Origin of the sequence: Pseudooceanicola profundi, assembly GCF_050897955.1 — a bacterium.
GTDB lineage: Bacteria > Pseudomonadota > Alphaproteobacteria > Rhodobacterales > Rhodobacteraceae > Pseudooceanicola.
The window spans coordinates 608519-633171 of sequence record NZ_JBPAXZ010000001.1 but is presented as its reverse complement, the minus strand read 5'-3'; the positions used below and the strand labels follow the sequence as shown (position 1 = coordinate 633171).

Below are 24653 nucleotides of genomic sequence, written 5' to 3'. Positions count from 1 at the left end.
ACAAGCAGTTAAAGGAAGGGCATCAGCCCTGACACCAGATGACCGAGCAAACCGTGACCGAACAAGCGCCTCCCAAGCCCAAGGCCCTGCCAGACACACAGCGCGTTACATTTGTAAAGCACTGGACCGACAGGCTTTTCTCTTTCCGTGTGACCCGTCCGGCATCCCTGCGGTTCCGGTCTGGCGAGTTCGTGATGATCGGGTTGATGGGGGATAACGGGCGGCCTCTGCTGCGTGCCTATTCTATCGCGTCGCCCTCCTGGGACGAAGAGCTGGAATTCTATTCGATTAAGGTTCCGGACGGCCCGCTGACGTCGCGTTTGCAAAATATTCAGGTTGATGACGAAATTATTCTGCGCCCCAAACCGGTGGGAACGCTTGTGCATGACGCCTTGCTGCCGGGTAAGCGCCTGTGGTTTTTCGCGACCGGCACAGGCTTTGCCCCCTTCGCCTCGCTGCTGCGCGATCCGCAGACCTATGAGGATTACGACGAGGTCATCATCACCCATACCTGCCGCGAAGTCGGGGAATTGACCTATGGGGCCGAACTGATCGACTCTATCCGTACCGACGAGCTGCTTCAGGAACTGATCGGGCCGGAAAACCTGGCCAAGTTGAAGTACTATCCCACGACGACGCGCGAAGAGAGCCCGAAGATGGGCCGTATCACCGACCTGATGCGGTCGGGCGAAGTCTTCTCCGACCTCGGCATTGACCCGATCCGTCCCGAAACAGACCGGGCCATGGTCTGTGGCAACCTCGCCTTCAATGTCGAGATCAAGGAGATCCTGGAGGGATTTGGTCTGCGGGAAGGGGCCAATTCCGAGCCCAAGGAATACGTGGTCGAAAAGGCATTTGTCGACTGATCTGCGTCGGCGGGTCACAACGATTTTGAAGGGCGCCGGGTGGCGCCCTTTAATTTTGGCTTAACGATAGTTTTTGTTGGGTTAATGGTAGTGGGTGGGGAAACGTTGGGTTGATAGGCTGCGCCTAACGAGAATATTCCTGAAAATTATTAGATATCAGTGGATTGCGGGTGAATGCTCATGTTCCCTTTCGCTCCGCTCACCGATCACTCGCCAGCTGCTCTCAAAAAAGTTGAAAAAGTACAAGTAAGGGGTGCAACGAAAAACGGCCCCAAACGGGGACCGCTTACCGTTTTAAACTATAAACCAGCTCAGGTGCCGTAGGCTTCGACCAGCCCCATCACATCCTCGGCAGCCGCGACAAGCGCCGCCGCAACCGTGTCGCATTCTGCCAGCGTCAGCCGCGCCGGAAGCCGCGTATCACAGGCTCGCATGAGCATCTCACGGGTCTTCGGCAGTGCGGGCAGATCGCCCAGGAACTGCCAGTTCCAGAAGGCGCGCGCATTGTCCGTGGACATGCCGAAAACCTGAACCTTCACCCCACGCGCCGCCGCAGCCGACTGGAAGGCGAGGGTCTCTTCATCACTGACGCCGACAAGGTTGAACTGCAGGGAATCCGGCGCGCGAGTTTCAGCGGCCAGTTTCTCCGGAACATCAATCCAGGGGGATTTCGAAATGATTTCAGCCACATGGTCATGATTGCGACGGCCATCGCGAACCCGTCGCTCTACCTCCGGTAGTTGCGACCGTACGATCGCCGCGGACAGGTTGGAGAGCCGGAGGTTATACAGCGGCAGACGGTTCTGCCAGCGCTCCAGCGCCTCGACCAGATCGAGGGAATTATCGCCGCGGCGCGCCTTGTGCTTTTTCCACATATGCTCATAGGCGCCCGACATGATGATGGCCCGGGCGACAAGCTCGGCATCATCGGTGATCAGGATGCCGCCTTCGCCGGAATTCAGCAGCTTGTAAGACTGGAAGGAAAAGCACCCGACACGGCCGATCGTGCCGATCTTGCGCCCATGCCAGAGCGTGCCCAGCGAATGCGCCGCATCCTCGATCACGGGAATCTCGGCCGCATCGCAGAGCGTCATGATGGTGTCCATATCCGAGGTATGCCCCCGCATATGAGAGATGATCACGGCATCGACCTCCGGCAGCTTGGCGCGGAAATCATCCATATCTATCCGATAGTTATCACCGCATTCGCAAAGCACGACATCGTAATCCGCATGCACGATCGAAGAGGGGACGGCGGCAAAGGTGAAGGCGGGGATCATGACGGTCGCGCCGCGCGGCAGGTTCAGAGCCTTGAGCGACAGGAACAGCGCCGCCGAACAGGAGGAGACGGCGAGCGCATACCGCGCGCCCATCATCTCTGCGAACTCCGTCTCCAGCAGGGTGACGGGGGCGTCTTCCGCGGCGGTGTAGCGGAAAAGATCGCCGGAGCTCAGCAGGCGCTCGATCTCCGCCCGGGCGGAATCGGGAATGGGCTCTGCATCGTAAACGCTGGGGGGGAGAGACATCTTCGGGTTTCCTGAATTGCCTTTTTGGGAAACCTAAACGATGCGGCACGGCAATCCAACCGGTTTTTGCCCCAGCCTTCAGAGCTCCGGTCCCCAGAGCCCCAGCCTTCAGAGCCCCAGCCGGTCCCGCAGGGCAAACCAGCTCATCGCGGCGATCAGCAAAGGTGTGCGCAGACCGCCGCCACCCGGAAAAGTCGGGGTCGGCAGGCGCGACATCGCGTCAAAGCCCGAGGCCTGGCCTTCCACCGCCGCCGCCAGAAGCTGCCCGGCATGGGTGGCTGTGCCAACGCCATGTCCCGAATAGCCGGAGGCGGTCAGGATGTTGGGGGCAAGGCGGCTAAAAAAGGGAAGCCTTTTCATGGTGATGGCAAGCGTCCCACCCCATGCGTAATCAATGCGGACATCCCTCAGATGCGGGTATATCTGGGTCATCGGCTTGCGCACCTTGGCGGCGATATCGCGCGGGAAGCGGTAGCCGTAGCTTTCGCCGCCGCCGAAAATCAGCCGTTTGTCCTCCGACAGCCGATAATAATTCACCACGAATTTGCTGTCGGCGACGGCGATGTCCCGGGTCAGAACGCGGGCCGCATCATCGCCCAGGGGTTCCGTCGCGATCACGTAATTGTTGATCGGCATGACCCGGGCGGCGACCCGACGGTCAAGCCCGCCGAGATAGCCGTTGCAGGCCAGAACGACATGCCGGGCCGTGACCTGACCCTCCGCCGTCCGGATCACGGCGGGGTCACCGGGGTCGATCCGGTGAACTTCCGACCGTTCGAACAGGCGCACGCCTGCAGCCTCCGCCGCCCGGGCGAGGCCGAGCACGAATTTCAGCGGGTGAAGATGCGCGGCGCCCCGATCCAGAATGCCGCCCTTATAGGCGGGGGAGGGGATCACCTGCGCGCAGGTGGCGCCGTCCAGCAGCTCGATCTCCGGGTAGTTGTAACGTGCCGTCAGATGGGCGCCGTAGTCATGCAGCTCATGGACTTCGGATTGCGTAAAGCCTGTCCAGGCTACGCCGGATTTCAGCTCCGCATCGATATTGTGTTTAGCGATCAGGGATTTGACCAGCGCCTTGGCATCCTCGCCCAGACGCCAGTAAAGGCGGGCCTCCTCTGGCCCCAGCATCTTTTCCAGCGCCATCTGATCCTGACGCTGGCCGCTGCCCAGCTGGCCGCCGTTCCGCCCGGAAGCGCCAAAGCCGACACGCTGCGCGTCCAGCAGGATCACCGACAGCCCGGCTTCTGCCGCGTGCAGCGCCGTGGAAAGGCCGGTATAGCCGCCGCCGATCACACAGAGATCGGCGGTTTCAGCCCCTTTCAACGCCGGGAACGCGGGCAGGAGGGGCGCGGTCGCAGCATAAAAGCTGTTGGGATAGGCCCCCGGCCGGTCGTTGGCGTGCAGCAGGTTCATCGGGTCAGGACGCCCGGTCCGGGCATGGCCTTCGGCGAGGATATTTTTATCAAGATGAAGGGGGCGGCGCGGCGCATCATCAGACGTTCAGCAGCAGGTGCTCCCGCTCCCACGGGCTGATAACGCCAAGGAATTCCTCGTATTCCGTGCGTTTCACGATGGAATAGACCCGGCAGAATTCGGCGCCCAGAACATCGTTGATCCCGGTGGCCTCGTCCATTTCGTCCAGCGCTTCGCCCAGGGTCCGCGGGAAGTCGCCGTCGCCCTCATAGGCATCGCCGCGGAACTGTTTTTCCGCCCGTTCTTCCCGCATCAGGCCCAGATAGCCCGCGGCGAGGGAGGCGGCGATGCCGAGATAGGGGTTGCAGTCCATCCCCGCGACGCGGTTTTCGACGCGGCGGGAGGAGGGGTCGGAGATCGGCACGCGGATCCCCGTGGTCCGGTTATCCCGGCCCCATTCCAGATTGATCGGCGCGGCGTGGTCCTTCACGTATCGGCGATAGCTGTTAACATAAGGTGCAAGCAGCGGGATCACCTGTGGAAGATGATGCTGCAACCCCCCGATAAAGCTGTAGAAAGCGTCCGTTTCCCCGCCCTGAGGACCTGTGAAGATATTCTTGCCGGTCTCCTTGTCGAGGATCGAATGATGGATATGCATGGCCGAGCCGGGTTCGTCCCCGATGGGTTTGGCCATAAAGGTGGCAAAGCAGTCATGACGCAGGGCGGCCTCGCGGATCAGCCGTTTGAAATAGAAGACCTCATCCGCCAGTTTGACCGGATCGCCATGCCGCAGGTTAATCTCCAACTGACCGGCGCCGCCTTCCTGGGTAATGCCGTCGATCTCGAACCCCTGAGCCTCCGCAAAGTCGTAGATATCGTCGATCACCGGTCCGAATTCGTCGACCGCCGTCATCGAATAGGCCTGGCGCGCGGCGGCAGGGCGACCCGAGCGGCCCATCATCGGCATGATCGGCTTGGCCGGATCGAGGTTGCGCGCGACGAGGTAGAATTCCATCTCCGGCGCGACGACCGGTTTCCAGCCCTGTTGATGGTAAAGATCCACCACGCGTTTCAACACGTTACGGGGCGAGAAGGGGATCGGATTGCCCTTGCGGTCATAGGCATCATGGATCACCTGCAGCGTCCAGTCGCCGGTCCAGGGCGCGGCCGTCGCTGTGGAATAATCGGGGCGCAGGATCATGTCAGGCTCGATGAAGCCCTCGTCGCCCGCGGCCTCGCCCCAGTCGCCGGTGATGGTCTGAAAGAAGATGGAATTGGGCAGGTGGAAATACTGCTGCCGGGCGAATTTCGACGCCGGAACCGCCTTGCCGCGCGCGATGCCGGGCAGGTCGGAGATGATGCATTCCACCTCGTCCAGCCGCCGGTCGATCAGATAGGCCTGAGCGCTTTCGGGGATTTTTGAGGTCCAGTCCTCGCTCATGACACATGCCCTTTAAAGGTTTCGGCAAATCGCCGGGCCTGCAGCGCGGCATCAACCGGCGTATCGAGCGAGGCGGCAGCCTGATCAACCAGCTCGGGCGGGACGACGCCCGGGGCGCGGGCCTTGATCAGCCCTTCGATTTCCCGCGCGGTGAATTCGGGATGGGCCTGCACCGTGTAAATCTGGCTGCCGTAGGCGATCACGGCGTTTTCACAGAAATCGGAGGAGGCGAGGGTGGTGGCGCCGGGTGGCAGGGCCACAACCTGATCCTGATGCCAGGCGTTGAGCGATGTCTCGCTGTCGCCGAGACGATAGGTCTGACGGCCGACGCCCCAGCCGCCGGCGAATTTCTCGACTTTGCCGCCAAGGGCCTGGGCGATGATCTGATGGCCGAAACAGACCCCCACCAGCGGGCGGCCGCTGTCGCGGATGGCGCGGATCAGCTCTTCCAACTGGGAGATCCAGGGCAGGTCGTCATAGGCGCCGTGGCGGGAGCCGGTGATGAGCCATCCGTCGCAGGCCTGCGGGCCCGCGGGGAAGTCATTATCGACCACGTTATAGGTTGCGAAGTCAAAGCCGTTGCCGTCGAGGAGTCGGCGGAACATCGCGTCATAATCGCCGCTTTCCCCCTGAAGTTCCTCGGGGAAATGGCCGCATTGCAGAATGCCGATGAGCATGGATCACCTGACGTTGGGATACCGCGAAGGTAATTGAGGGGCGCGGGGGCGGCAAGGGGGGCGGGGTGGTCCCGGAGTGGAATATGTCGCGCTTTTGGCCGGTTGAGGGAGGGGGGGGGGGGGGGCCCCCCCCCCCCCCCCCGCGGGTGGGGGGGGGGGAAAAGGGGGGGGGGGGGGGGGGGGGGGGGGGGGGAGCGGGGAGATAGGTTTTCCAGTGGTCGTTGGGCGAGATCTCGGCCAGGTAACGCATTTCCTGCCGTTTGGTGGCGACGAGGTTCTGGATCAGGAGCGGCGGGAAGATGCGGGCGATCTGGGGATCGGTTTCGAACATGTCGATGGCGCTGGCCCAGTCCGGGCAGAGCTGCGGCAGGTCCATCTCATAGGCATTGCCGGTGATGGGCGGCGGAGGTGTCTTGCCGTCCTCGATGCCGGTGAGCGCGGCGCCGAGGATCACGGCGAGGGCGAGGTAGGGGTTAATGTCGCCGCCCGACACGCGGTGTTCGATCCGCCGCGCCTTGGGCGAGCCGCCGGGGATGCGCAGCGCCGAGGTGCGGTTGTCATAGGCCCAGCAGGCGCCGGTGGGCGCATGGTTGCCAGGCACGAGCCGGTCATAGCTGGGGCCATGCGGGGCGAAGATGAGGGTCGAGGCGGGCATGGCGGCGAGGCAGCCCGCCACGGCGTTGCGCAACAGGTCCGTGCCGTCGCTGGCGCCATTGTCGAAGATGTTGTTCCCGTCCTCGTCCATCACCGAGAAATGGATATGCATGCCGGTGCCGGTTTCCTCGGCCAGCGGTTTGGCCATGAAGGTGCCGGCCATGCCGTGTTTGCGCGCCATGCCGCGGATCATCGCCTTGAAGAGCCAGGCATTATCGGCGGCGAGCATCGCCTCTGCATGGTCGAGGTCAAACTCGAACTGGCCCATGCCGGCCTCGGATATGGCGGATTGGGCGGGGATTTCCATCTCTTCGCTGGCCTCGTAGACGGCCGAGAGGAACGCGTCGAAGGCGTCGAGCTGGCGCAGCGAGAGGATCGCATTGCCCTGCAGGGAGCGGCCGGTCTGGGGGTTGCGCGGCGGCTCCAGATCGTCGCCGCTGTCATCGACCAGGTAGAACTCCATCTCGATCCCGGCCTGCACGGTCCAGCCGCGCGCCTTGTAGCGGTCGAGGACACGGGCCAGCGCATGGCGGGGATCGCCGGCGAAGGGTTTGCCATCCTCGCCGAACATCTCTACCGGGACCAGCGCGGAGGGGGTGTCGAGCCAGGGCATAGGCACCGGGCCGCGGTCGGTGGGCAAGAGGATGCCATCGGCATCGCCCGTCTCGAACACGAGCGGCGAGCCCTCGATATCTGCGCCCCAGATATCGACGTTCAGCACCGAGAAGGGCATGCGCACCGGCGAGGTGCCGAGCTTGTCAAAGGCCGCGCGGGGCAGGCGTTTGCCCCGCATCTGGCCGTTGAGGTCGGCGGCGGCAACGCGGAAGGTCTTGATCGGTCCGATGGGCATGGGTCTTAACGTACGAGTTGGGGCCGGACCCGGAACTTCGGACGTTTGTCCTGTGGCAGGTGGCGGTTCAGATGGCGGTAGATCCGGCCATATATCCCGATGATGATGAGGCTGAACAGGATGAAATAGCCCGCCAGGATCGGGTAGGGGATGAACGGGTTGAAGGTCTTGTCGGCGAAATAGCTGGCGTAATAGAGCGCATCGCCCTTCTGCTGCCAGGCCGGGAAGGAGGAGAAATAGACCAGCGTCGTGGCATGGAAGAGGAAGATCGACTCATTGGTATAGGCGGGCCAGCCGAGCCGCAGCATCGTGGGGAAGGTGATGCGGCGGAACTTCTTCCAGCCGGAGAAGCCATAGGCATCCGCCGCTTCCAGATCACCCTTGGGCACGGAGCGGAGCGCGCCGTAGAAAATCTCTCCGGCATAGGCGGAGGTATTGAGGAACAGCACGATCAGCGCCCCCGCCGCCGCGCGGGTCAGCCAGCGGGTGGCCGCCGTGATCTCCACAAAGCCGAGGTTCAGCGTGAGGCCGTTCTTGGGCAGCAGGGTAAACGCCTCGTAAAAGAGGAAGAACTGGATGAAGAGCGGCGAGCCCCGGAAGACGAAGACGAACCAGTCGGCGGGTTTCTTGATCAGCAGGTTGGAGGAATTGCGGGCAAGGCCAATCGCGACCGACAGCGAAAACGCCAGGATGAGCGCGCAGAGCGCGAAATAGATGTTCCAGATCAGCCCCGACCCGATCAGCGTGAACTGCTGGCACAGGGTAAAGTCGGACTTCGGCAGCAGCCGCTCGCCGATCCCGATGGAGCGCAGGGCATAGTCCTGAATGGTCTGGATGCAGCTCATGCCCGCGCCTCCTTCATCCCCGCCGCCGTGGCCTGACCACGGGCGAGGCGCCGGGACAGCCGGGCAAAGCCGATCTCCGACAGCTTGGTCAGCAGCAGGTAAAAGACCAGCAGGCCAAGGAAATAGTAGAGCCGCCAGTCGCCATGCGGATAGTCATAGGCCTGCGTCTTGGACCCGCCCAGCTCCCGCGCCCAGTAGACGACATCCTCGATCCCCAGCAGGAAGAGCAGGGGCGTCGCCTTGATCAGAATCATCCAGAGGTTCGACAGGCCCGGCAGGGCGTAGACCCACATCTGCGGCACGAGGATGCGCCAGGTGGCCTGGCGGCGGGTCATGCCATAGGCCTCGGCGGTTTCCATCTGGGCGCGGGGCACGGCATTCATGGCGCCTGCCAGAACGAAGGCTGCGAAGGCGCCGAAGACAAAGGCGAATGCGGTCATGCCAAGTGCGATGCCGTAATATTCATGCACCCATTGCGGGGCCGAGGACAGCGGCAGCTTGGCTGGGGTGCAGACGACAAAATCGCTGCCCTGCCGTACCGGGCCTTCCCAGTCCGGGCATTTGACCTTGTGGCGCAACCATTCCAGCCCCTGATCCAGCGCCAGCGGCATAAAGAGGAAGAAGGCGATATCGGGCACGCCCCGCACCATCGAGGTGTAGACGATGCCGATCCAGCGGATCGGCGCGATCCGCGACCGGGTCGCGAGCGCGCCCATGAACCCAACCGACAACGCGATCGGTGCTGTAACCAGCAACAGGGCCACAACGAAGAAGAAGCTTTCGTAAAAGAGGAAATGTTTGCCCGTGGTCAGGTAGCATGACAGCCACTGGAACCCTTCGAGCGTTTTGGGATCGGCGCAGTAGTCGAACATCCGGTCCCCGTCAGCCGTTCACAAAGGTCGCACCCGCAAGGGCCGGGGCCGCCGCGGATACGCCATTCATTCGATAGGACGCGATGCAGGTCTGCATGCAGACAGTCGGGCGGCCCGGAGACCGCCCGCATCTCATCATTCGTAAACCAGGGTTTCGTCGCCCAGATACTTTTTCAGCATTTCGTTGAGCGAGCCGTCTTCCTTCATGGCGGTGATGGCCGCGTCGAACTTTTCTTTCAGCTCGGTGTCGCTTTCGCGCAGGCCAAGGCCGACGCCGCCGCCCAGCGGAACCTGGTCACCCACGAACATCAGCTCGCCGCCGGATTCCTCAACGAAAGGCTTGAGGTAGTCGGTATCGGCAAAGACCGCATCGGCCTCACCGTTCTTAACCGCCGCAATGGTTTCGTCCGGCGTTGCGAATTCAACCAGCGTGGCGCCGGTTTCGGCGATATAACCCGCCTGGATCGTCGCGGTCTGGGCAGAGATCACGCCGCCTTCCAGATCGACGCTGTCGCTCATCGCAACATAGGAGGAGGTCGTCGGCGGGACGTAGTTCTGCGTGAAATCAATCACCTCGTCACGCTCGTCGGTGATCGACATGCCGGCGATGATGACATCGTAGTTGCCGGACACGAGGTTCGGGATGATCGAATCCCAGTCGTTGGTCACCCATTCGCAGGTCAGTTCCGCTTTGGCGCAGAGCGCATCGCCCAGCTCACGCTCGAGCCCGGCCACTTCGCCATTGTCGTCGATGAAGTTGAACGGAGGGTAGGCGCCTTCGGTGCCCAGACGGACGGTCTTCATATGGCTCTCGGCCGAGACCATGCCCGCGCTCAGCGCCAGCGCTGCAGTAAGCATGAGTGTCTTCATAGGTGTTCTCCCGTTGAAAGTCCGGCGGCGTTGCCCGCCGCACATGATGGCCAAGCCTTGGCGGATATTGCGGCTATGACAAGAGGCATTCGCCCGAAATTTGCGCAACTTTGTCGCTGACGATGCGTCAGGCAGCAGATGCGGCGTGGCGCAGGGTCAGGATTTCCGGACTTTGCGACGCGATGGCGTCACGGCATCTTGGCCCGATCGCCGCGAATATTTCAGGCGGGACTGAATTTGAAACGATGGACCGGTGCGGATTTGCCGCGAAGACCGGTCCTGTCTTCGGGAATTTCCGGACCGACAATGACCGCTATCGATTGGAATATGTACCAGATCGCCGGGCTGACCGGCGCGCTCTGCGTGCTGCTTCGCTATATCTGCGTGGCACTTGACCGGCTGCCAAGCCAGTCGCCCTGGTACTACCTGACAAACCTTGTGGCGGCGTCGCTTGTGATGGTCAGCCTGATCCATACGTTCAACCTCGCCGCGGTGGTCGTGCAGACAATCTATATCGGCGTGTCTGCATTTGGTACATTGCGCCATATGGGGGCCGCCCGTCAGGCCCGCGCAACCCGCCGTTCACGGCAGGCAATGCAGCACCTGCCGCGGCTGTCCTGCGACACGCGACGCCACACAGCCCGGCTCATCAGGCCCTAGCTGGAGGCCGTCGCGCTCAGGAACTGGCGCAGCCGTTCCGATTTCGGTGCGCCAAACAGCTGATCCGGGGCGCCCTGTTCCTCGATCAGCCCCTTGTGCAGAAAGACCACGAGATCCGAGACATCCGCCGCCAGCCGCATGTCATGCGTCACGATGATCATCGTCCGGCCCTCATTTGCCAGATCTTTGATAACCTTGACGACCTCCTGCTCCAGCTCCGGGTCGAGAGCAGAGGTCGGCTCATCAAACAGCAGCGCCTCCGGCTCCATGCAGAGCGCGCGGGCAATCGCCGCCCGCTGCTGCTGCCCGCCCGACAGCTGCGCAGGCCAGGCATCCGCCTTGTCGCCGATGCCCACTTTGGTCAGGTAGTGACGCGCCTTCTCCTCGACCTCCTTGCGGTCGCGGCCCAGCACCGTGAGCGGCGCCTCCATCACATTCTGCAGGATCGTCATATGGGACCAGAGGTTGAACTGCTGGAACACCATCGACAGGTTCGTCCGGAACCGCAAAACCTGACGTGCATCGCCCGGTCTCCGGTACAGCCCGGCCCCGCGCCAGTGCACGGCCTCGCCCTTGAAAATCACGTCGCCGGTCTGGCTGTCTTCCAGCAGGTTGGCACAGCGCAGCAGCGTCGACTTGCCCGACCCCGAGGACCCGATAAGCGACACGACCTCGCCCCGGCGGGCGCTGACGGACACGCCTTTCAGGACTTCCAGATTGCCGTAGCTTTTGTGCAGGTCGCGGATTTCAAGAACCGGAGGATTTTGCAACGTATCGCCTTCCGTGCTGGGTGCCTGATATCTGGGCGCATTTCCGCCTCAAAAGCAACGGCTGCCCCCGATTAACCAGACGGAATGCCCAATTTCCGGGCGCGATCCCGGCCGGGCCGGCCTGACCCCGTCAGGCCGCGGGCGTCGGCACGGCGAGGTAGTCCGCCTCGGGCACGGTGACAACGGCGCGCAGCCCGGTGATCGCCCGGATGGCATCGGACTGGCCCGCGACGGCCTCCTCCAGCGCGGCACGCAGCAGGGCAACCGTTTCGTCATCCGCCGTGCCCTTGGTGATAAACGGCGTGGCCGGGGTCGGCTCCGTCCGTCCGATCACCTTCAGCCCCTGTGCCCAGTCATCAAACCGTTGAATGAACCGGAGGGTATGTGCATCGATCACCGCGATATCGGCGCGCCCTTCGGACACGGCGCGGGCCGAGTTGATATGCGCCCCGGTCTCCACCATGCCGCCATAGCCGGTGCCCAGACCCGCGGCATGGTTCAGCGCCGCTGCCCAGCCCGACTGTGAGCGGCCTTCGTTGAAGGCCAGCACCTTGCCGCGCCAGTCCTCCGGCGCGATGGCCTCATCCCCGGCCCGCACAACAATTGCGGAATTGTAATAACCCGGCGGGCATCCTTCGAGCCCGTAATCCGGGCTCCCGATGATCCGAACCACACCCCTGAGGCGCGACCGGTAGGGCAGGCCGCAGGTCTGCGACAACACAAGTTCCGGCGACTGCCAGTGATCCCAGAGCTCGCCCTCCCGCGTCAGCGCGGCAGGCGCCTCAAGCCCCGTGCGCGCCAGCGCCGCGGCGACCCCCGACCAGAGCGCATCATTCGCCGCCTGACATTCCGGACGGTCGTACATCGGCAGGCTTGCGATCATGCTTTGGTCACTTTTAAACGCGCGGCATTGCTGTCCTGATCCGTCACGCCCAGCAGCGAGGCCGCCATACGCAGCAGGGCATCCTCCTCCGGGTCGCGCGCGCCATCGGCAAGAACAACTTCCCACAGAGATTCGATCACGCCCAGCCGGTCCTCATAGGGGACGGCATCCTTGATCGCGCGGGTAAAGCGCACGGTGTCGGGCGCCTCACTTTCCATCAGCTCGGCCTCTGCCAGCAGGGTGCCGGCGGCGGCGGCATCCAGACTGTACCGACGTGTGACTATGGCCCGGATCGTCTCACGCTCGGCGGAGTCGTAGTGACCGTCGCTGCGCGCGACACGGACAAGCAGTGCCGACAGTGCCAGCCTGGCATCGGAATCCGGCAGGATCGGAGGGGCGGAGCCAAAGAGGCGACTTAACAGATCTGAAACCATTTGTCGGATATAGTCCCGATACGCGGCCATGCCAATTGTCATGGCCTGCCATTTTACGTGTCGGGCCCCTCGGCCCGGTTTTGTCCGTCGCTCAAGGCGGCGTTCTTACATCGATTGCAAACGAATGTTGAAATTTTTGGGCAAGGAAAACACGCGCCACATAAATTATGCACGCAAATCCGCGTTTGGCTCGCCTTTCGGTTGCACGGCCAAAGTTTCGCCGCATTTCGGTGTAACGTTTCCAATACTGGCATAAAAGCCGTCGTCACAAGGTGCCCCGCAAGAGGGCGTAAGAGGGATAAAAGAGCAATGCTTGCCATCGTGCAGAAAGACTGGGGCAACCTGACCGTGGATCGGCAGATCCATATGCTGAAAAAGCTGAAGCCGGATATGCTGTGCAGTTTTGTCCGCAAGCTTGATGCCGAAGATACGGATGCCGCAGTCCTCCGCTGGATCGCCGCGCGCCAGGAACTTGACCTCGGCACCGCGCTGACGCTGTTTTTTGCCTTCGACCCGCGCCGCTGGAACCTGCTGCCCCGCGCCGCATTCCCGGCCGACAAACGCGATCAATTCGCCGTGCTCGATGCCCTTTGCCAGCGCATCAACTGCGGCTTCTATCTCCCGATTGCCTCGCGCCGGATGGATGACCGCGAAGAAGTTGCCAAATGGCTCGAACGCCAGAAACTGGATGCCGAGGCCGGGCGCCGCGGACGCTGGGTGTTCGACAGGAATATCATTGCGCCGCTTGTCACCGATATCCGTCTGAATGTCCCCGCACGGCGCAAGGCTTTTGGCCCCAGATCCGGCATGGTTCAGGGCATCTTTACCCCGTTGTTCGTCCCCGCCCGCCACCGCGCGTGACCCGGAACGCTTGCCGCCCGGGACAGGCCTCGGCCTGACGGTTCAGTATGCCTCAGTATTTTGAAGGCACGTAAAGCTCAGGCGGCAGCACATGCCGCTCATAATTGCTGTTGTAGACGCGGTTGGGCAGGGAAATCTCTTCGCCTTCGATTTCCTCATAGGGGAAGCGCGACAGAAGGTGATCGATACAATTGAGCCGGGCACGCTTCTTGTCATTGCCAGGCACGATATACCAGGGCGCCTCGTCGATATTGGTCCGGGCCAGCATGTCCTCTTTGGCCGCGGTATAATCTTCCCACTTGATCCGCGATTGCAGATCCATCGGCGACAGCTTCCACTGCTTCAGCGGATCGTGAATGCGGATAAGAAACCGCATCTGCTGCTCCTCATCCGTGATCGAGAACCAGTATTTCACCAGCCGGATCCCCGACCGCACCAGCATCCGCTCGAATTCGGGAACGTCCTGGAAAAACTGTTCCACCTGCGTTTCGTCGGCAAATCCCATGACCCGCTCCACACCGGCCCGGTTGTACCAGGACCTGTCGAACAGGACGATTTCTCCGCCCGCGGGCAGATGCGGAACATAGCGCTGGAAATACCACTGGGACTTTTCCCGCTCCGTCGGCGCGGGCAGGGCAACCGTCCGCACGACACGCGGGTTCAGCCTCTGAGTAATGCGCTTGATGACGCCGCCCTTGCCGGCACTGTCCCGCCCCTCAAAAATCACCACGACCTTTTCGCCGTTGGCGACCACCCAGTCCTGGAGCTTGATCAGCTCGGATTGAAGCCGCAGCAGCGCGCGAAAATACTCCGGCCGCGGGATCGTTTCGCCATGCGCCTTGCGATAGATTTCCCGAATCTTCATCGAGAGGACCGCATCCTCCATCTCGATCTCGAAATCCTCGTCCAGCTCGTCCTTCAGCTCGGCTTCAAGCCAGTCCTCGGCGGCCTTGAAATCATCGGGCGACATGCGCAGCTCCTTGGCAGAGGGATAGGACCGGCGCCGTGGCCGGCCCGGAATACGCCTCCTGTTAACCACGCGGATGTAACGATTTTATAGTGCCCCGACAGGCCCGGCCCGATGACGCAGGCGCGCGCCGCCCTACATCTCTCATGTCAGAGAGGGAGCCCGCCCATGATCCGCCCCGCCATCCTCAGCCTCACCCTGCTCATGCCCGCCCAGGCATCGGCCCAGGCCTGTTTCGACGCGGCGCAATGCGCGCGCGACGCGCTGATGACCAGCCGCGCCCTCAGCAGGGAACTCTCCAATCTTGCGGCAGAAATGCGCAGCCTGCGCGCCCGGAACAATGAACTCTCCACCGAAATCGCCCAGCTGCGCGAACAGCTGGCTCAGCTCTCGCGCAGGCTGCCACCGCCGCAGGACAACACAGGCGAAGACGGTCCAGACGAAACCGTGGATCAGCCCTGACCTGCCGGAAACGGCCCCAGGACCCGCTCGCAGAGCGCGCTGTCCTGATATTCCCGCGCCTCAACAATCATGCCCGCCTCAAGCCGGTACATCAGGCAGTACTGGTTGTGGTAAGGCGTGCCGTCCCGCGCCCTCATCTCACCACGAGCCTCAACGACAACCCAGTCCCCGTCGGCCAGAAACCGGACCGGCACGGTCCGCGAAACGCCTGAGGTGACATTGCGAAGATGGCCGTAGAGGTCCCGCAGAATCCGCGCCTTGCCCTCAAACCGCCCGGACCAGGAGTAATCGCCCGTCACGACCATCACCGCATCCTCATGCAGATGATCCACGTAAAGCGACCCGTCCCCCTCCGCCAGACGCGCAAAGATACGCTGCATCAGACCCTTGTTCTCAGCGGCACTCATGACACTCCCCCCGAAACCCGACCGGCTTCATCTTTCCAGAAACACTCCCGCCGGAGGCATCCTGTTTCGGAACGAAACAGCCACACTGGAATGCGCCGCAGGCGCGCCTTTGGATCACGCCACCAGAGGCGGGGATCACACCAGACGCGACACCTCTTTGGCCGCCCGCACGAAATCCTTGAACAGCGGATGCGGGTCGAAGGGCTTCGATTTCAGCTCCGGGTGGAACTGCACGCCAATGAACCAGGGGTGGTCCTTGACCTCCACGATCTCCGGCAGCCGCCCGTCCGGCGACATCCCCGAAAACCACAGCCCGCACTCTTCCAGCTTGTCGCGATAGGCCACATCCACCTCGTAGCGGTGACGATGGCGTTCCTCGATCGCGGTGCCACCATAAACCTCGGCGACTCTGGAGCCTTCCGCCAGCGTGGCCGAATAGGCGCCCAGCCGCATCGTGCCGCCCTTGTCGTCATCCACCTTGCGCCGGACGGCATGATTGCCCTGCACCCATTCCTTCAGGTGATAGACAACCGGCTCGAACCGCTTCTCGCCGGCCTCATGGTCGAACTCTTCCGACCCGGCCTTGTCCAGCCCGGCCAGATTGCGCGCGGCTTCGATCACCGCCATCTGCATCCCCAGACATATCCCCAGGTAGGGGATTTTTCGTGTCCGGGCGAATTCGGCCGCCTTGATCTTGCCCTCCGTCCCGCGCTCGCCAAAGCCGCCGGGCACGAGGATCGCGTGATAGCCTTCCAGATAAGGCGCCGCATCGGCCTTGTCGAAGACCTCCGCATCGACCCATTCGACGTTCACACGGATCCGGTTGGCCATGCCGCCATGCACCAGCGCTTCCTTGATCGACTTATAGGCATCCTCAAGCTGGGTGTACTTGCCAACCACGGCGACATTCACCTCGCCGTCTGTATTGTGGATCCGGTCATAGACATCCTGCCAGACCGTCAGATCGGGCCGCGGGGCAGGGGCAATCTGGAAGGCATCCAGCACCGCCTGATCCAGCCCCTCGCGATGATAGGCCAGCGGCGCCTCGTAGATCGACTTCAGGTCATAGGCGGCGATCACAGACTCGGGGCGGACGTTACAGAACAGCGCCAGCTTCTCGCGTTCTTTCTCCGGGATGACCTGTTCGGACCGGCAGACCAGGATATCCGGCTGCAACCCGATCGACCGCAGCTCCTTCACCGAATGCTGCGTCGGTTTCGTCTTCAGCTCGCCCGAGGCCGCCAGCCAGGGCAGCAGCGTCAGATGCATGAAGATGCACTGGCCACGCGGCTTGTCCTGCGCGAACTGGCGGATCGCCTCGAAGAAGGGCAGCCCTTCGATATCGCCGACCGTGCCGCCGATTTCGCAGAGCATGAAATCCACCTCTTCATCGCCGATATTGATGAAGTCCTTGATTGCGTTGGTGACATGCGGAATGACCTGGATGGTTTTCCCGAGGTAATCACCCCGCCGTTCCTTCTCCAGCACGTTGGAATAGACCCGGCCCGACGAGATCGAGTCGGTCTGCCGCGCCGCAACCCCGGTGAACCGTTCGTAGTGGCCAAGGTCGAGGTCGGTCTCCGCCCCGTCATCGGTCACAAAGACCTCGCCATGTTCAAAGGGCGACATCGTACCGGGATCGACGTTCAGATAGGGGTCCAGCTTGCGCAGGCGGACCGAATAGCCCCGCGCCTGCAGCAAAGCACCGAGGGCCGCGGAAGCCAAGCCCTTACCCAGGGACGACACAACGCCGCCCGTGATGAAAATATACCGCGCCATGCTCGGACTCCCGTGAAGTAGTGCCGCGACCGGCGTTAAAAATGGTCGCAAATCCTGCTCGCTACGGCCCTTTCAGGCCGCATGATCACGGGATTTGAGAACTAACAGATTCGCCCCGGCTTGTCCATCCGCACCGCAACATGCAGTTGACAGAAAGGTCAGGCCCTCAAGGGGTGGTGGATCAGTCCGCGCTCGGCGTCAGCTGGCCTTCGTCGGTCGGCGCCGGTGGCAGAAGCGACCCGCCGGGCGCGGTCGGCGCTTCGGGGGCGTCCTCGGCCGGGGCCGTCAGCGGCGCGGTCAGACGGTCGAGAACCGAGGCCCCCGCCGATTTTTCCGCCGCGATAATGGTCAGCGCGATGGAGGTGACGATAAAGCCGCCCGCAAGGATCCAGGTGACCTTGCCAAGCGCCGTCGCCGCCGCGCGGCCCGACATGGCACCGCCGCCACCGCCCATGCCCAGACCGCCGCCTTCAGAGCGCTGCAGCAGGACAACTCCGATCAGCCCGAGGGCCAGCAGGAGGTGGATGATCAGGACGACATTTTCCATACGGGGCGCCTATTGGTTTCGCGTCGGTCTTTCAGGTTCGCGGCTAGATAGGCTGTTCCGCCTCAGGCCGCAAGGGGGCAGGGGCGTCCGAAAGCCTCCAAAAGCTCAGTCGTCCAGATCGTCCACATCCGCCTGGCCCGAGAGCCTGCGGCGAAAGATGCTCCAGCTCAGCCCGACGCCCAGCACCAGCGACAGCGCCCAGATGCCGATCCAGGTGTTCATCCCGGGGTTGTCCAGCCGCACGATACCGTAGTCTACCAGCACCCAGATCAGCGCCGCCACGATGGCCGCGACAAGGATCATCCCGAAGGCTCCGATGGACCGGAAGGTGGCGCGCAGATAGATGACATATCCCACCAGCAGGATCAGCCCCATCAGCACGGCAAGCGGCATCTGGTCCGGCCAGGTCCGCCCGACCCAGGTCACGTAATTCCAGTCCGTCGGATTATACGTCCCCGCGATCAGGACAACCGCAAAGAACCAGCGCAACAGAAAATCCATAGCTCCTCCCCAATCGGAAGCTGTGCACATCTGGCCGCAGCCCCCGCCGCTTGTCCAGATTTTTCCCCGGGACCTGGTGTCGCGCCTGCGGCGAAAGGAACAGAAATAGCGGTTTCGCAGCCTCCGCAACTTGGATAGAAGGAGCCCGTTTGGACCGAGCATGAGGAATGGATCATGGCCAATGTCGTCGTCGTCGGCGCCCAGTGGGGCGACGAAGGAAAAGGCAAGATCGTGGACTGGCTGTCGGAACGCGCCGATGTCATCGCGCGCTTTCAGGGTGGTCACAACGCCGGCCATACGCTGGTCATCGACGGCAAGGTCTACAAGCTGAACGCGCTGCCCTCGGGCGTGGTGCGGGGCGGCAAGCTTTCGGTCATCGGCAATGGCGTCGTGCTCGACCCCTGGCACCTGATCAAGGAAATCGCCGCGATCCGCGAACAGGGGGTCGAGATCACGCCCGAGACGCTGATGATCGCCGAAAACACACCGCTGATCCTGCCCATCCACGGCGAGCTTGACCGCGCGCGGGAGGAAGCGGCCTCTGCCGGGACCAAGATCGGTACCACGGGCCGCGGCATTGGCCCGGCCTATGAGGACAAGGTTGGCCGCCGGTCGGTGCGGGTGGCGGATCTCGCCGATGCCGCCACGCTCTCGGCCCGCGTCGACCGGGCGCTCCAGCACCATAACCCGCTGCGCCGGGGGCTGGGCATCGAGGAGGTCGACCGCGACGCCCTGATCGCCCAGCTGCAGGAGATCGCGGCGCAAATCCTGCCCTATGCCGCCCCGATCTGGAAGGTGCTGAACGAAAAGCGCAAGGCCGGCAAGCGCATCCTCTTCGAAGGGGCGCAGGGCGCGCTGCTGGATATCGATTTTGGCACCTATCCCTTTGTGACCTCGTCCAACGTGATCGCCGGGCAGGCGGCTACGGGCGTGGGCATCGGCCCCGGATCCATCGACTATGTGCTGGGCATCGTGAAGGCCTATACGACCCGCGTGGGCGAGGGGCCTTTCCCGACCGAACTGCTGGATGCGGACGGCCAGCGTCTGGGTGAACGCGGCCGCGAGTTTGGCACCGTCACGGGCCGCAAGCGCCGCTGCGGCTGGTTCGACGCGGCGCTGCTGCGCCAGACCTGCGCCACCTCCGGCGTCAACGGCATCGCGCTGACCAAGCTCGACGTGCTCGACGGGTTCGAGACGCTGAAGGTCTGCGTGGGCTATGATCTGGATGGCGCGCGGCTCGACTACCTGCCGATGGCCGCCGAACAGCAGGCCCGCTGCACGCCGGTCTACGAGGAGCTGCCGGGCTGGTCCGAGTCGACCGAAGGCGCACGCAGCTGGGCGGACCTTCCCGCCAATGCGATCAAATATGTCCGGCGGGTGGAAGAGCTGATCGACTGCCCGGTCGCGCTGCTCTCGACCTCGCCGGAGCGGGACGACACGATCCTCGTGACTGATCCTTTCGCGGACTGAGACCGGGCGGGGGGCGCTGCCCCCCGAACGCGCCAAAGCCTGCGGCTTTGTCACGACCCCCCGGAGTATTTCGGGAAAGATGAAGAGGGAGGCCCGCATGGCCCTGAGCTACAAGGCAAGACGACGCTGGGCGCTGGTCATTCTGGTGATCGGCCTGCCGGTTTATGTTGTGCTGGCCGTGACGGTGATGAACCTGTTCGGGCGGCCGCCGATCTGGCTGGAACTGCTGGTCTATGCGGTGCTGGGTGTGCTCTGGGCGCTGCCGTTCAAATTCGTTTTCCAGGGGGTCGGCAAGGCCGATCCCGACGCGCCTGTCGAGGGGCAATAACGGGGCTGCGCCACCGCGCGGTTGCGGAAGGTTGCCAAAGTCGCGGATCCCGGATGTGATGCGGCAAAGTCATTTTGGAAACGTTTCATGCGCCCCGCTACGACGCCCCCGCACCTTGCCACGCTGATCCTGCTGACCGGCAATTCGGTCCTGACGCTCAATATGTTCCTGCCCTCGCTCAAGCATATGGCAGAGGATTTCGGGACATCCTACGGCGTCATGAGCCTGTCGGTCGGGGCCTACCTTCTGATGACCGCCGCGACCCAGCTTGTGATGGGGCCGCTGTCGGACCGCTACGGGCGGCGGCCCGTCGTGCTGGCCGGCATGGGCATCTTCACCCTGGCCTCGCTGGTCTGCGCCCTGACCGGAGATATCACGACCTTCCTGATCGCGCGCATGTTCCAGAGCGCCTCGGCCACCGGTATGGCCCTGTCGCGGGCGATCATCCGCGATCAATATGACGACCGGCAGGCGGCGGCGAAGATGGCCCATGTCGCCATGATCATGGCGATTGCGCCGATGCTGGGCCCGGCCTTCGGCGGGCTGCTGGATGCGGTCTTTGGCTGGCGCGCCTGTTTCTGGGTCTATACCGGCGCGGGCGTGGCGCTCACCCTGCTGAGCTATCTTGACCTGGGCGAGACCAACCTGCGCAAATCCGAAACCTTCGGCGCCCAGTTCCGCGAATATCCGGAGCTCTTCCGCTCGCGCCGGTTCTGGGGCTATGCGGTCTGCGCCGCCTTTTCCGTCTCCACCTTCCATATCTTCGTCTCTGGCGCGCCGCTGGTTGTCGCGGCGGCCTTTGGCATGGGGCCTGCGCAGCTGGGCGCCTATATGGGCACGATCACGGTGGGGTTCATTCTGGGCTCCGGCATCTCCTCCCGCATCTCCCACAGGTATCAGCTCAGCACGGTGATGATCTGGGGGCGCAGCCTGGCGGTGCTGGGCCTCGGCATCCCGGCGCTGCTGATCCTCGCGGGCCAGCTCTCCATCCCGCTCTTCTTTGGGGCGATGGTGATGTCTGGCCTGGGCAACGGGCTGACCACGCCCAATGCCAACGTGGGCGCTATGTCCGTCAGGCCCCATATCGCCGGCAGCGCCTCGGGCCTCTCGGCCGCGCTGATTGTCTTTGTGGGCGCCTTCACGACGACGCTGACCGGCGCCGTCGTGACGGAGGAGACGGGCGCCTTCGCGCTGCCCTTCCTGATGTGCCTCGCCAGCGTCGTGGGCCTGATCGCGGCGCTCTCGGTCCGGGCCATCGACCGGCGTGAGGCCATGGCGCTCAACGCCTGATCTTTTTCTTGCTGAAAATATCCAATTCAACGCCGACCGCAGCGCGTTTCCTCTGGATGGCAGAGCGCCGAGGCGGCGAAGCCCCCGCACCGGATCGGCTGCAGGCGCAGCCTCAGCCGATCTCCGCCATCCGCGCCAGGGCAAGCTTCAGCTGATCCGCCTCCTCCTGACGGGCCGAGAGGTTGGCGCGGGTCTCCTCGACCACCTCTTCCGGCGCGCTTTCGGCGAATTTCGGGTTCTTCAGTCGGCCTTCCAGCCCGCCGATCTCCTTGCCGAGCTTCTGCAGCGATTTCTCCAGCCGCGCCTTCTCCTCCGCCACGTCGATAATATCGGCAAGCGGCAGGCCAAATGTCGCGCCCTCGGCGGCCACGGTCAGCGCACCCTTGGGGAAGTCCGCCACCTCTGTCAGGCTCTCGACCCGGGCGAGGCGCTTGATCATAAGCTCGTTCCGGCTCCAGGCGGATTGCGCGGCCTCCGACCAGCCGGTCACGACCAGCGGCACCTGCAGGCCTGCGGGCACATGCATCTGGGCCCGGACAGAGCGGATATCCTCGATCAGCGAAACGACCCAGTTCATCTCCGCATCCGCGGCCGGATCGATCAGCTCCGCGCCGTAGACAGGCCAGTCGCCATGCACCAGCATCTTGGGCCGCGCGCCGGTCGCGGACCAGAGCTCTTCGGTCACGAAAGGCATGATCGGATGCAGCATCAGCAGGCACTGGTCGAGCACCCAGCCCATGACCTGCTGCGTCTCCGCCCGCTCCGGCGCGGCCTCATCCAGCAGGGGTTTCGACAGCTCGACATACCAGTCGCAGACCTTGCCCCAGACGAACCGGTAGAGCGCCGTGGCCGCATCGTCGAACCGGTAGGCCGTGAGTGCGGCATCGACCGCCTCCCGCACGCGGGCCGTCTCGCCGATGATCCACTTGTTCAGCGTGGCGGTGGCGGCTGGCACCTGAGACGCAGGCGCGCCGGCCTCATAGACACCGTTCATCTCCGCAAACCGGGTCGCATTCCAGAGCTTCGTGCCAAAGTTCCGGTAGCCCGCGATCCGCTGGGCGTCGAGCTTCAGCACCCCGCCGAGGGAGGCCATGGCGGCATTGGCAAAGCGCAGTGCATCCGCGCCGTATTCGTCGATGATCTCCAGCGGGTCGATGACATTGCCCACAGTCTTCGACATCTTCTTGCCCTTGGCGTCGCGCACGAGGCCATGCAGGTAGACGTCGTGGAAGGGGATCTGATCGACAACGGCCAGCTGCATCATCATCATCCGGGCGACCCAGAAGAACAGGATATCCTGCCCGGTGATCAGCACCGAGGTCGGGAAATAGGTCGCCAGTTCCGGGGTGTCTTCCGGCCAGCCGAGGGTACCAATGGGCCACAGACCCGAAGAGAACCAGGTGTCGAGCACATCCGGGTCGCGCTGGAGAAGCACGCCCGTGACACCCCCGTCCTTATCCTGCCGCGTGACAAATCGCGCGCCGGGCGTGCCGGGCTTCGGAACCGTGACCTCCGGTGTGCGCCCAAGAACCTCGGTATAATGTGCGGTCGCCTTGGCAATCGCCTCCGCTTCGGTCGCGGCGCAGAAAGAGATCATATCGCGCGTGAAGGCGCCATCCGACGTCAGCCCCGGCCCGTACCACACCGGGATCTGATGCCCCCACCACAGCTGACGCGAGATGCACCAGGGTTCGATATTATCGAGCCAGTGGTAATAGGTCTTCTCGCCCGACTCCGGCAGGATGCGGACCTCGCCGGAGCGCACGGCCTCCAGCGCCGGGCCCACGATCTTGGCGGCGTCGACGAACCACTGATCGGTCAGCATCGGTTCGATCACCACCTTGGAGCGGTCGCCATAGGGCTGCATGATCGACTTGGCCTCGACCAGCGGGACCGGCACGGGGTCTTCTTCTGTGCCGTCCTCCCGTAGGGTGGGTTTCAAACCCACCTTACCCAGCCGCGGATCGTCCGACCGCGTCATGACGGCCAGCCCCTCCGCCGTGATCTCTTCCACAACCCGCGCCCGGGCCTCCATCCGGTCGATCCCGCGCAGGTGGTCGGGCACCAGGTTCAGCGTATCGACCTCCGCCTCCGAGAACTCGGCCCCGTTGGCGATCTCCTGCGCCCGGGCCGCGCAGCTGGCGTAATCCGCGCCATCGCCACGCATCTGCGCCCGCGTATCCATCAGCCGGTAGAGCGGAATGCCGTTCCGCTGTGCCACGCCATAATCGTTGAAATCATGCGCCCCGGTGATCTTCACCGCGCCCGACCCGAAGGTCGGATCGGGATACATATCCGTAATAATGGGGATCAGCCGGCGATGTTCTTTCGGCCCCACCGGGATCTCGCAGAGCTTGCCGACAATCGGCTTGTAGCGCTCATCCGACGGATGCACCGCCACCGCGCCGTCGCCCAGCATCGTTTCGGGGCGCGTGGTGGCGATGGAGATATAGTCGCGCACCTCCCGCAGGACGACAGTCCCGTCCTCGTCCTTCTCGACATATTCATAGGTCTCGCCGCCCGCCAGGGGATATTTGAAATGCCACATATGGCCGGCGGTATCGATATTCTCGACCTCCAGGTCGGAGATCGCGGTTTCGAAATGCGGGTCCCAGTTGACCAGCCGCTTGCCGCGATAGATCAGCCCCTTGTCGAACATGTCGACAAAGACCTTGATCACGGCATCATGGAAATTGGCCGTCACGGTCTCCCGGTCCGGATCGCCCTCCGCGCCGCCCATCGTAAAGGCCTCGCGCGACCAGTCGCAGGAGGCGCCCAGCCGTTTCAGCTGGCCGATGATCGTGCCGCGGGTGCGGACCTTCTGCTGCCAGACCCGCTCGATAAACTTCTCACGGCCCATCTCCGCGCGGGACGGCTCCTGATTGGCTGCCATCTCCCGTTCGGTCACCAGCTGCGTGGCGATGCCCGCATGGTCCGTGCCCGGCTGCCAGAGCGTGTCGAACCCCTGCATCCGCTTCCAGCGGATCAGGATATCCTGCAACGTATTGTTGAACGCATGACCGACATGCAGCGAGCCCGTCACATTGGGCGGCGGGATCATGATCGAAAAGGCGTCGCTGCGCGAGGCATTGGCGCCCGCCTTGAAAGCACCGCTTTCTTCCCAGGCCTTGTAGATCCGGTCCTCGGCTTCCGCCGCATTGAAGGTTTTTTCCATGGTCATGGAGGTATTCCCGCTTGTCGGTCTGTTCCGGCGGCATACCCAATGCCGACCCCGAGGGAAAGGGCAGATGCGGACGCACTGCACTGGACATCACTTCGC

At 63.4% G+C, this 24653-nt stretch carries 23 protein-coding genes and 1 pseudogene; 7 read left to right on the top strand and 17 right to left on the bottom strand.

The window, feature by feature from the left end; translation table 11 throughout:
• The first annotated feature begins 38 nt into the window (after positions 1-38).
• On the top strand, positions 39-866 hold the full coding sequence (locus tag ACRARG_RS03060; RefSeq protein ID WP_432688506.1) for a ferredoxin--NADP reductase: 828 nt from the start codon (positions 39-41) through the stop codon (positions 864-866).
• Between the two features lie 311 nt (positions 867-1177).
• On the opposite strand, the gene ACRARG_RS03055 is transcribed toward ACRARG_RS03060, so the two are convergent.
• From ACRARG_RS03055 to ACRARG_RS03020, 8 genes and pseudogenes are all read right to left on the bottom strand, one after another.
• Entirely contained in the window at positions 1178-2392 is a 1215-nt protein-coding gene (locus ACRARG_RS03055; RefSeq protein WP_432688505.1) for a DegT/DnrJ/EryC1/StrS family aminotransferase, read from the bottom strand.
• A gap of 108 nt (positions 2393-2500) precedes the next feature.
• The gene (locus ACRARG_RS03050; protein ID WP_432688504.1) at positions 2501-3805 is read right to left on the bottom strand and encodes an NAD(P)/FAD-dependent oxidoreductase; all 1305 of its coding nucleotides are present in this window, start codon (positions 3803-3805) and stop codon (positions 2501-2503) included.
• Between the two features lie 79 nt (positions 3806-3884).
• On the bottom strand, positions 3885-5246 hold the full coding sequence (locus ACRARG_RS03045) for a glutamine synthetase family protein (protein WP_432688503.1): 1362 nt from the start codon (positions 5244-5246) through the stop codon (positions 3885-3887).
• A complete protein-coding gene (locus ACRARG_RS03040) occupies positions 5243-5923 on the bottom strand; it encodes a type 1 glutamine amidotransferase (protein WP_432688502.1) in 681 nt (226 codons plus the stop codon). Before ACRARG_RS03040 ends, ACRARG_RS03045 begins: the two co-directional genes overlap by 4 nt.
• Positions 5924-6116: 193 nt before the next feature.
• Positions 6117-7427 (bottom strand): annotated as a pseudogene (locus tag ACRARG_RS03035) (glutamine synthetase family protein); the annotation flags it as partial.
• A 5-nt stretch (positions 7428-7432) separates the two neighbouring features.
• Positions 7433-8272 (bottom strand): ABC transporter permease, encoded by an 840-nt coding sequence (locus tag ACRARG_RS03030; protein WP_432688501.1) that lies wholly within the window; start codon positions 8270-8272, stop codon positions 7433-7435.
• On the bottom strand, positions 8269-9144 hold the full coding sequence (locus ACRARG_RS03025; RefSeq protein WP_432688500.1) for an ABC transporter permease: 876 nt from the start codon (positions 9142-9144) through the stop codon (positions 8269-8271). The genes ACRARG_RS03030 and ACRARG_RS03025 overlap by 4 nt, the downstream gene beginning before the upstream one ends.
• A 135-nt stretch (positions 9145-9279) precedes the next feature.
• The gene (locus ACRARG_RS03020) at positions 9280-10014 is read right to left on the bottom strand and encodes a transporter substrate-binding domain-containing protein (RefSeq protein ID WP_432688499.1); all 735 of its coding nucleotides are present in this window, start codon (positions 10012-10014) and stop codon (positions 9280-9282) included.
• 306 nt (positions 10015-10320) lie between these two features.
• On the opposite strand from ACRARG_RS03020, the gene ACRARG_RS03015 reads away from it, so the two are divergent.
• A complete protein-coding gene (locus tag ACRARG_RS03015; protein ID WP_432688498.1) occupies positions 10321-10674 on the top strand; it encodes a CBU_0592 family membrane protein in 354 nt (117 codons plus the stop codon).
• Here ACRARG_RS03015 and ACRARG_RS03010 read toward each other — a convergent pair.
• From ACRARG_RS03010 to ACRARG_RS03000, 3 genes are all read right to left on the bottom strand, one after another.
• Complete coding sequence (locus ACRARG_RS03010) at positions 10671-11444, bottom strand: ABC transporter ATP-binding protein (RefSeq protein ID WP_432688497.1); 774 nt, start codon at positions 11442-11444, stop codon at positions 10671-10673. The two genes, ACRARG_RS03015 and ACRARG_RS03010, sit on opposite strands and share 4 nt — an antisense overlap.
• Positions 11445-11574: 130 nt before the next feature.
• The gene (locus ACRARG_RS03005; RefSeq protein ID WP_432688496.1) at positions 11575-12327 is read right to left on the bottom strand and encodes a phosphate/phosphite/phosphonate ABC transporter substrate-binding protein; all 753 of its coding nucleotides are present in this window, start codon (positions 12325-12327) and stop codon (positions 11575-11577) included.
• Positions 12324-12761, bottom strand: coding sequence for a tellurite resistance TerB family protein (locus ACRARG_RS03000; protein WP_432688495.1), 438 nt, complete (start codon positions 12759-12761; stop codon positions 12324-12326). The genes ACRARG_RS03005 and ACRARG_RS03000 overlap by 4 nt, the downstream gene beginning before the upstream one ends.
• A 309-nt stretch (positions 12762-13070) precedes the next feature.
• On the opposite strand from ACRARG_RS03000, the gene ACRARG_RS02995 reads away from it, so the two are divergent.
• Positions 13071-13622 (top strand): hypothetical protein, encoded by a 552-nt coding sequence (locus ACRARG_RS02995; RefSeq protein WP_432688494.1) that lies wholly within the window; start codon positions 13071-13073, stop codon positions 13620-13622.
• Between the two features lie 52 nt (positions 13623-13674).
• Here the strand turns inward: ACRARG_RS02995 and ppk2 are convergent, their stop codons facing one another.
• Complete coding sequence (ppk2, locus tag ACRARG_RS02990; protein WP_432688493.1) at positions 13675-14592, bottom strand: polyphosphate kinase 2; 918 nt, start codon at positions 14590-14592, stop codon at positions 13675-13677.
• A gap of 165 nt (positions 14593-14757) precedes the next feature.
• Here ppk2 and ACRARG_RS02985 point away from each other — a divergent pair, with 165 nt between their 5' ends.
• Positions 14758-15051, top strand: a complete 294-nt coding sequence (locus ACRARG_RS02985) for a hypothetical protein (protein WP_432688492.1) — start codon at positions 14758-14760, stop codon at positions 15049-15051.
• On the opposite strand, the gene ACRARG_RS02980 is transcribed toward ACRARG_RS02985, so the two are convergent.
• From ACRARG_RS02980 to ACRARG_RS02965, 4 genes are all read right to left on the bottom strand, one after another.
• The gene (locus tag ACRARG_RS02980; RefSeq protein ID WP_432688491.1) at positions 15042-15458 is read right to left on the bottom strand and encodes a nuclear transport factor 2 family protein; all 417 of its coding nucleotides are present in this window, start codon (positions 15456-15458) and stop codon (positions 15042-15044) included. The two genes, ACRARG_RS02985 and ACRARG_RS02980, sit on opposite strands and share 10 nt — an antisense overlap.
• A gap of 135 nt (positions 15459-15593) precedes the next feature.
• On the bottom strand, positions 15594-17237 hold the full coding sequence (gene pyrG, locus ACRARG_RS02975; RefSeq protein WP_432688490.1) for a CTP synthase: 1644 nt from the start codon (positions 17235-17237) through the stop codon (positions 15594-15596).
• Positions 17238-17418: 181 nt separating this feature from the next.
• Positions 17419-17784, bottom strand: a complete 366-nt coding sequence (gene secG / locus ACRARG_RS02970; protein ID WP_432688489.1) for a preprotein translocase subunit SecG — start codon at positions 17782-17784, stop codon at positions 17419-17421.
• 105 nt (positions 17785-17889) lie between these two features.
• Entirely contained in the window at positions 17890-18285 is a 396-nt protein-coding gene (locus ACRARG_RS02965) for a DUF6524 family protein (protein WP_432688488.1), read from the bottom strand.
• Positions 18286-18459: 174 nt separating this feature from the next.
• On the opposite strand from ACRARG_RS02965, the gene ACRARG_RS02960 reads away from it, so the two are divergent.
• The 3 genes from ACRARG_RS02960 to ACRARG_RS02950 all read left to right on the top strand — a co-directional run bounded on the left by ACRARG_RS02960 (position 18460) and on the right by ACRARG_RS02950 (position 21373).
• A complete protein-coding gene (locus ACRARG_RS02960) occupies positions 18460-19755 on the top strand; it encodes an adenylosuccinate synthase (RefSeq protein ID WP_432688487.1) in 1296 nt (431 codons plus the stop codon).
• 97 nt (positions 19756-19852) lie between these two features.
• Positions 19853-20083: a DUF2842 domain-containing protein gene (locus ACRARG_RS02955; protein ID WP_432688486.1), complete on the top strand. Its 231-nt coding sequence runs from the start codon at positions 19853-19855 to the stop codon at positions 20081-20083.
• Positions 20084-20170: 87 nt separating this feature from the next.
• The gene (locus tag ACRARG_RS02950; protein WP_432688485.1) at positions 20171-21373 is read left to right on the top strand and encodes a multidrug effflux MFS transporter; all 1203 of its coding nucleotides are present in this window, start codon (positions 20171-20173) and stop codon (positions 21371-21373) included.
• Between the two features lie 112 nt (positions 21374-21485).
• Here the strand turns inward: ACRARG_RS02950 and ACRARG_RS02945 are convergent, their stop codons facing one another.
• Positions 21486-24554, bottom strand: coding sequence for a valine--tRNA ligase (locus ACRARG_RS02945; RefSeq protein ID WP_432688484.1), 3069 nt, complete (start codon positions 24552-24554; stop codon positions 21486-21488).
• Positions 24555-24653: the final 99 nt, after the last annotated feature.